Origin of the sequence: Nocardiopsis halophila DSM 44494 (genome assembly GCF_000341245.1) — a bacterium.
In the GTDB taxonomy this organism is placed as follows: Bacteria; Actinomycetota; Actinomycetes; order Streptosporangiales; family Streptosporangiaceae; genus Nocardiopsis_A; species Nocardiopsis_A halophila.
Genome location: NZ_ANAD01000175.1, coordinates 24,803 through 31,693 on the forward strand (window position 1 = coordinate 24,803; position 6,891 = coordinate 31,693).

A 6,891-nucleotide genomic window follows, 5' to 3' on the forward strand; every position below is an offset into this window, starting at 1 on the left:
CCCTGCTTTCACGCCCGGCTCCCGTGCGTTGGCCGCTTCGCGCCCGCCCCCGGTCCTCTCACCGTTCGCCCCCGCCCCGTGGGTCCGGCCGATCCCTTTCGGCTTCCCGCCGTGTCCCCGTGCCCCGTGCCCCGCCGTGCCCTGCCCGGAGTCCCGGTTCCTCGGCCCTCCCGGCGTCCCGGCCTCTCGCGCCCCGCGTGGCCCCGGTGTCCGGAGGCGGCGCCGCGCGCGTGTCTACCGCGTCCTCCCGTCCCGCGTGCAGACGGGTCCCATTCCGATCCGGTCACAGATCTGCACGACGGGGTACCGGTTGGATCACGTCGCATTAGACCTTCTGAACGACCCGCCTAAACCGGGCTAAACTCGCGCCACCGATGGAAAACACCAGGTTCCGGGCGAACCGTCCGGGGCCGGTCCAGTTCTCAGATGCGCAAGGAGCGCGCGTGCGCACACGCCTCGTGACTGTGCTGCTCGCCGTGATCGCCGCTCTCATGGTGATCCCAGGAACGGCAGCGGCAGACGCCCAGGGCGGTGAGAACCTCAACGGTCAGATTCGTCAGCCGACCACCATCGAAGGCCTGGAGATCACGGTCTACGAAGGGTTCGAGGGCGACGAGGTGATCGGTGAGGCCACCACCGACTCTGAAGGAAAGTGGGAAGTGGGGTTGCCCGGCCCGGGCGACTACCGGGTGGTCCTGGACGAGGGCTCGATTCCCGATGAGTACGTGGTCCCGGAGAAGCCGGGGTCGGAGCTGGAGGTGTCCGTCCGCCCGGAGCAGGAGCGGACCGTGGTCTTCCGGTTGCAGACGCCCGCGGAGGCGGCCGAGGAGTCCGCCGAGGCCTCGCAGGAGGCCACCGAGGACGAGGACGGCGGCGGGGACGCCGGCGCCGGTTCGGACGAGGCCGGGGAGGAGGTCCCCGGCGCGGAGGCGGGGGCGTCGTTCTCCGACAGGTTCTTCCAGCTCACGGTGGCGGGCCTGACGTTCGGGCTGATCATCGCGATCTCGTCGGTGGGGCTGTCGCTGATCTTCGGCACCACGCGGATGATCAACTTCGCGCACGGCGACATGGTCACGTTCGGGGCGTTCATGGCGATGATGTTCGCCAACATGACACTGTTCTCCTCGCTGCACGAGGTGTTCGAGGGCGTGCCGGTGCTGGACTTCGTGTTCAACCCGCTGGTGCTGGGCCTGGTCCTGGCGGTGGTGCTGGGCGGTGCGCTCGGCGCGGGCCTGGAGCGGTTCCTGTGGCGGCCGCTGCGCCGCCGGAACGTGGCGCTGATCCAGATGTTCATCGTGACGATCGGTTTCTCGCTGGTCCTGCGCCACATGCTGCTGGTGGTCTTCGGCGCTCGCCGCGACAAGTACCCCCAGTTCCGGATCCAGGAGGCCTGGGAGCTGGGGCCGGTCTCGATCACGCCGCGCGATGCGGGGATCCTGCTGGTGGCGGTGGTCGTGCTGGTGCTGGTGGCGAGCATGCTGCAGTTCACCCGGATGGGCAAGGCGATGCGCGCGGTGGCCGACAACCGGGATCTGGCCGAGTCGTCGGGGATCGACGTGGACCGGGTGACGCTGTACGTGTGGGGCCTGGGCGGTGCGCTGTCGGCTCTGGGCGGCGTGCTGTACGGGCTGAACGCGACGGTGCACTGGCAGATGGGCTTCCACCTGCTGCTGTTGATGTTCGCGGCGGTGATCCTGGGCGGTCTGGGGACGGCCTACGGGGCGATGGTCGGCGGCCTCGTGGTCGGCCTGGTCGCGATGCTGTCCACGCTGTGGTTCTCGCCGCAGCTGATGAACGTGTGGGCGCTGGGGATCATGATCCTGGTGCTCCTGGTCCGGCCCCAGGGGATCCTGGGCCGCCGTGAGCGAGTGGGCTAGGGGAGCGGTTCGATCATGGACTTCTGGAACATCCTGGTCCTGTCGCTGGAGACGGCGGTGGGCCCGATCGCGGCGGTGTACGTGCTGGCGGCCATCGGGCTGAACATGCACTTCGGCTACACCGGCCTGCTGAACTTCGGCCAGGTGGGCTTCATGCTGGTGGGCGCCTACGGTGTGGGCATCGGCGTGGGCACGTTCGGGCTGTCGTTGTGGACGGCGGTGCTGCTGAGCATCGCGTGCGCGACGGTGCTGGCCCTGCTGTTGGGCATCCCGACGCTGCGGCTGCGGGCCGACTACCTGGCGATCACGACGATCGCGGTGGCCGAGGCGGGCCGCCTGATCTACCGGGCGGAGTTCGCGCGGCCGCTGACGGGCGGCGTGTACGGCCGCCAGAGCCTGGCGGAGGGCTTCTACGCCGCGAATCCGATCCCGTCGGGCCGCTACGGCCTGCTGGGCGTGGACTTCACGGAGAACCAGCTGTGGCTGATGGTGGTGACCTGGGGCCTGGTGGCGCTGGCGCTGGCGCTGACGGCGTCGCTGATGCACAGCCCGTGGGGCAGGGTCATCAAGGGCATCCGCGAGGACGAGGACGCGGTGCGCAGCCTGGGCAAGGACGTGTTCGTCTACAAGACGCAGAGCCTGGTGCTGGGCGGTGTCCTGGGCGGCCTGGGCGGTGCGATGCTGGCGATCAACCAGCAGAACATCACCCCGGACCAGTTCATGCCGCAGGTGACGTTCTACCTGTGGGCGATGCTGCTGCTGGGCGGTGCCGCGCGGACGTTCGGCGCGGTGCTGGGCCCGATGGTGCTGTGGTTCCTGCTGACGGCGTTCGACGAGACGCTGCGGGCGCTGGTCTCGGCGGACCTGCTGCCGTTCGTCGACGGCAGCGACATCGGGGCGCTGCGGCACGCGTTCGTGGGTCTGGCGCTCGTGCTGTTGATCGTGTACCGGCCGCAGGGCCTCATCGGCGACCGCAAGGAGATGCTGGTCAATGTCAAGTGAGTCGAGGACCGCCGGGGAGGCGGTGCGCGATCGGATGGCCGGTGTCGAGCCCGCGGCCGGCGTGGCCAAGCCGGATCCGATCCTGAAGGCGTCGGGGGTGCGCCGCTCGTTCGGCGGCCTGACGGCGGTGGACGTGGAGCACCTGGAGGTGCAGCGGGGGACGATCACGGCGCTGATCGGCCCGAACGGCGCGGGCAAGTCGACGCTGTTCAATCTGCTGACCGGGTTCGACCGGGTGGACGCGGGCGAGTGGTCGTTCGAGGGCCGGCGGTTGAACGGCCTGGGCGGGCACCGGGTGGCGCGCCAGGGGATGGTGCGCACGTTCCAGCTGACGAAGGCGCTGACCCGGTTGACGGTGTTGGACAACATGCTGTTGGCGGCGCCGGGGCAGGCGGGTGAGCGTCTGCTGGGGGCGCTGTACCGGCCGGTGTGGCGGCGCCAGGAGGAGCAGAACCGGGCGCGGGCGATGGAGCTGCTGGCGCGGTTCAAGCTGGACGCGAAGAAGGACGACCTGGCGGGGAGCCTGTCGGGCGGCCAGCGCAAGCTGCTGGAGATGGCGCGCTCGCTGATGGTGAACCCGTCGATGGTGATGCTGGACGAGCCGATGGCGGGGGTGAACCCGGCGCTGGTGCAGTCGCTGCTGGGGCATATCACCTCGCTGCGGGACGATGGCTTGACGGTGCTCTTCGTGGAGCACGACATGGACGTGATCATGGGGATCAGCGACTGGATCGTGGTGTTGGCCCAGGGGCGGGTGATCGCCGAGGGGCGGCCGGACGACATCCGGTCGAACCAGGAGGTGGTCGACGCCTACCTGGGCGCCCACCACGACGAGCCGGGCGGCACCGCGCCGGGTGCGGGGGAGGAGGCCTGATGGCGGACGGCGAGGAGGCGCGCCAGGAGGCCCGCGAGGAGGTGCTGGAGCACAGCGCTTCGGGGCCGGTGCAGGACCGTTCGGAGTTCCTGCTGGTGGCGGATGAGGTCAAGGCGGGCTACATCCCCGAGGTGAACATCCTGGACGGGTGCACGCTGACGCTTCGCGAGGGCGAGGTGGTGGGCGTGATCGGTCCGAACGGGGCGGGCAAGTCCACGCTGATCAAGACGGTCTTCGGGCTGTTGCCGGTGCGCGGGGGCGAGCTGGTGCTGCGGGGGTCGTCGATCGCGAACCTGAGCGCGCACGAGCTGGTGGAGCGGGGCGTGGGGTACGTGCCGCAGACCCAGAACGTGTTCCCGTCGCTGACGGTGGAGGAGAACCTGGAGATGGGGGTCTTCCTGCGCCCGAAGGCGTTCCGGGAGCGGTTCGCGGTGGTGGCGGAGCTGTTCCCGCTGCTGGCGGAGCGCCGCCGGCAGAAGGCGGGGGCGCTGTCGGGCGGTGAGCGCCAGATGGTGGCGATGGGCCGGGCGCTGATGATGGAGCCGTCGGTGGTGCTGTTGGACGAGCCGACGGCGGGGCTGTCGCCGATCTATCAGGACGAGGTGTTCGAGCGGGTCCGGCAGATCAACGCGGCGGGGGTGTCGGTGATCATGGTGGAGCAGAACGCCCGCCGGTGCCTGCAGATCTGTGACCGCGGCTATGTGCTGGACCAGGGGCGGAACGCCTACACGGGTACGGGTCGGGAGCTGTTGGAGGACCCGAACGTGATCGAGTTGTACCTGGGGACGCTGGCGAAGGCGGACTGAGGCCGTCGGCCGACTGCTCGGCTGTTCGGTTATCCGGCTGTTCGACGGGGGCGGTGCCGTGGGCGCCGCCCCCGTTCGCGTGCTGTGGGGGCGGGGCGAGCGTTCGGCGCCGCGGGTGGGCCGTTCTGCGGGGGTGGTGTTGTGGTCGGCGACGGCGGGTGCGGGCGATCGGAGAGGGGCGTCCGTCCCGGCCTGTGCGCCGACCTGAGGGGTTGCAGAGCCGGTGGCCGGGTGGGGCTGGGGCCGACCTGCGAGTGGCGGCGTGGTTCGGCCTAGAAGGCGGCCAGAGACTGGAGCAGACCTGGGGGCTCCGCTAGCGGTTCCTCCGTGAGGGTGCGGGAAGGGGGCCTGCCCCACCCGGGGGCGGCCTGAGGCGACTTGGGCGGTGGCCGGGCTGGTCTGCGAGCTGCCCGGCCGGTGACGCTGCCGGTCTCTCTCCTCGGGTGGGGGAGGGAGATGCTCGGGCGCTGGAAGGGTCCAGGAGCCGTGCTCGGCGCCGTGGGGTCCGTCCCCCCGCCGTGGAGCGGTCCCGGAACCGTCCTGGAACCGTCGCCGGGGGCTCGGCCTCGGCCTGGCGGATCGCGGTGCGGACCTCCGCCTTCGGGCCCCGGCCCTCGCGTCTCTGCCCCCGGGCCCCGGCGGCTCGTGCACATGGAGAAGGCCCCCGCGCGGTTCTCACCGCGCGGGGGCCTTCAGCGTCCGCCCCGAGGGGGCGTCGGCCCCTCGCCCGTGGGGCTAGGGGACGGTGATGGTGTCCTGCTTGGAGTGGACACCTTCGTCGTCGAATCCGTAGACCTGGAAGGTCGCGGAGGTCACGTCGCCGTTCTCGTCGAAGTTCAGCGGGCCGCTGACGCCCTGGTAGTCGATGTCCTCACCGTCGGCGATGAGCTGCTTGCACTCCTCGAAGGAGGTGCACTCGGTGCCGTCCTTGGAGACGCCCTCGATCTCGCCGACGAACTCGGTGGGGTCGTTGCTGCCGGCCTGCTCGGCGGCCAGGGCGGTCACCACGGCGCAGTCGTAGACCTGGCCGGAGAACTGGAAGACCTCCAGCTCGGAGTCGAACTCGGTCAGGCCGCTCAGGAAGTCGTCGCTGCCGACGTCGGGCGCGGTGCCCTGGAACCCGGAGACCGTGCTCGGGTCGCTGGAGTCGACCTTCTCGGCGAGCCCCTCGTCGTTGAGGCCGTCGGTGGCGTACATCTGGTCGGCGCCCACGCCCTCTTCGATGAGGCCGGTGATGATCTGCACGCCCTCTTCGAAGGAGACCATGAGGGTGGCGTCGGCCTCGGCCCCGGCCAGTTCGGTGACGACGGCGTCGAAGTTGGGGGCGTTGGGGTCGTAGCCCTCGTTGTAGACGACCTCGATGCCGTTCTCCTCGAGCGCGTCGGCGGCGGCGTTGGCCAGGCCCTCGCCGTAGTCGTCGGCGCGGTAGGTGACGGCGACGCTCTGGTGCCCGTCGGATGCGATCTTCTCGGCGAGCACGGGGCCCTGGAGGAGGTCGCTGGGGGCGGTGCGCCAGTAGTAGCCGGTCTCGTCCTCCTCGGCCAGCCCGGGGGCGGTGTTGGACCCCGAGCACTGCACCACCTCGTTGCTGGTGACGGTGTCCATGATGGCCTGGGTCATGCCCGAGGCCGCGGCGCCCAGGATGATGTCGGCGCCCTGGTCGACGTGGCGCTGGGCGGCGTCGTTGGCCTGGGCGGCGTCGTTGGCCTCGTCGCCTTCGAGGAAGTCGGGCAGTTCGGCGCCGTTGACGCCGCCGGCCGCGTTGATCTCCTGCAGGGCGTACTTGGCGGCCGACTCCTGGGGCGGGCCGAGGTGGGCGAGGTCACCGGTCTGGGGGAAGACGAACCCGAACTGCAGGGCGTCTCCTTCACCACCTCCGCCGCCGTTTCCGCCGTCGCCGCCGCATGCGGTGAGGCCCAGGGTGAGGGCCGCGGCCGCAGCTGTGAGGCTGAGGGCCTTGGTGCTCGGCATTCAGGTCTCTCCGTTCAACCGGCTGGATCGGTTTCGAGGTCGGGGCAGGCGGCTCAGCGGGGCGCGTCCGGGCGGCGGGGGATCCGCCGTCCGCCTGACACGCTTAACCGACTGCGTTAGCGGAGCTTAATTCGCTCTGGGGCGGTTTCGGAAGAAGGCCGGTTCTGTTGCTGCCGAGTCGGGTTCATGCCGTTATCGGGTCGTAGTGAAGGGCGACACAACCGGAGGTGGGCGGCGTCGTCGCAGTTCGGGCGGGTGATGGGGTGGTCGCGGGGCGTGTGCGGGCATGTGTCGTGTCCGCTGGCGTTGTGGAACTCTCCGGGCCCCGGCCGCCCGCACCGACACCCTTGTTGATCTCGGG

At 70.5% G+C, this 6,891-nt stretch carries 5 protein-coding genes; 4 read left to right on the forward strand and 1 reads right to left on the reverse strand.

The features are described 5' to 3' along the window. The first annotated feature begins 464 nt into the window (after nt 1-464). The 4 genes from D450_RS0120415 to D450_RS0120430 are packed head-to-tail and all read left to right on the forward strand — an operon-like array spanning nt 465 to nt 4,559. Nucleotides 465-1,877 (forward strand): ABC transporter permease subunit, encoded by a 1,413-nt coding sequence (locus tag D450_RS0120415; protein WP_017540507.1) that lies wholly within the window; start codon nt 465-467, stop codon nt 1,875-1,877. A 15-nt stretch (nt 1,878-1,892) separates the two neighbouring features. Next, nucleotides 1,893-2,879, forward strand: coding sequence for a branched-chain amino acid ABC transporter permease (locus D450_RS0120420; protein ID WP_017540508.1), 987 nt, complete (start codon nt 1,893-1,895; stop codon nt 2,877-2,879). A gap of 34 nt (nt 2,880-2,913) precedes the next feature. Next, entirely contained in the window at nt 2,914-3,753 is an 840-nt protein-coding gene (locus D450_RS0120425) for an ABC transporter ATP-binding protein (protein WP_017540509.1), read from the forward strand. After that, nucleotides 3,753-4,559: an ABC transporter ATP-binding protein gene (locus D450_RS0120430; RefSeq protein ID WP_017540510.1), complete on the forward strand. Its 807-nt coding sequence runs from the start codon at nt 3,753-3,755 to the stop codon at nt 4,557-4,559. The genes D450_RS0120425 and D450_RS0120430 overlap by 1 nt, the downstream gene beginning before the upstream one ends. Before the next feature lie 735 nt (nt 4,560-5,294). On the opposite strand, the gene D450_RS0120435 is transcribed toward D450_RS0120430, so the two are convergent. Beyond that, on the reverse strand, nt 5,295-6,530 hold the full coding sequence (locus D450_RS0120435; protein WP_017540511.1) for an ABC transporter substrate-binding protein: 1,236 nt from the start codon (nt 6,528-6,530) through the stop codon (nt 5,295-5,297). Between the last annotated feature and the right edge of the window lie 361 nt (nt 6,531-6,891).

Excerpts from the sequence above, each read along its gene's own strand:
- D450_RS0120420 (WP_017540508.1), top strand. The coding sequence starts at position 1,893 with ATGGACTTCTGGAACATCCTGGTCCTGTCGCTGGAGACGGCGGTGGGC.
- D450_RS0120435 (WP_017540511.1), bottom strand. The coding sequence starts at position 6,530 with ATGCCGAGCACCAAGGCCCTCAGCCTCACAGCTGCGGCCGCGGCCCTC.
- D450_RS0120425 (WP_017540509.1), top strand. The coding sequence starts at position 2,914 with ATGGCCGGTGTCGAGCCCGCGGCCGGCGTGGCCAAGCCGGATCCGATC.
- D450_RS0120430 (WP_017540510.1), top strand. The coding sequence starts at position 3,753 with ATGGCGGACGGCGAGGAGGCGCGCCAGGAGGCCCGCGAGGAGGTGCTG.